Source organism: Kiloniella laminariae (assembly GCF_027214005.1).
In the GTDB taxonomy this organism is placed as follows: Bacteria; Pseudomonadota; Alphaproteobacteria; order Kiloniellales; family Kiloniellaceae; genus Kiloniella; species Kiloniella laminariae_A.
The window spans coordinates 1-248 of the sequence record NZ_JAPWGY010000051.1 but is presented as its reverse complement, the minus strand read 5'-3'; the positions used below and the strand labels follow the sequence as shown (position 1 = coordinate 248).

Annotated in this window: 1 protein-coding gene; it reads right to left on the bottom strand. The window is 56.5% G+C overall.

The features are described from left to right. Window positions 1–248: amidohydrolase family protein (locus tag O4H49_RS20570; protein ID WP_269425307.1), on the bottom strand; the 248-nt coding region annotated here is incomplete at both ends.

Sequence of the window (248 nt, the reverse complement as noted above, 5' to 3'; positions counted from 1 at the left end):
TCTATAGGTGAGTTCGGCAGGGCTTTTGACATCCCAAACCGCTAAGTCTGCGCGTTTTCCAACCGCTATTGATCCTGTTTGATCTGCCAACCCCAATGCTTTTGCCGCATTGATGGTGACCCCACGCAATGCTTCGTCCGGCGTCATGCGGAACAAGGTTGCAGCCATATTCATGGTGAGCAGCAGCGAGGTGAGCGGCGAGGAACCGGGGTTGCTATCCGTGGCGATGGCGATGGGCACCTGATGGG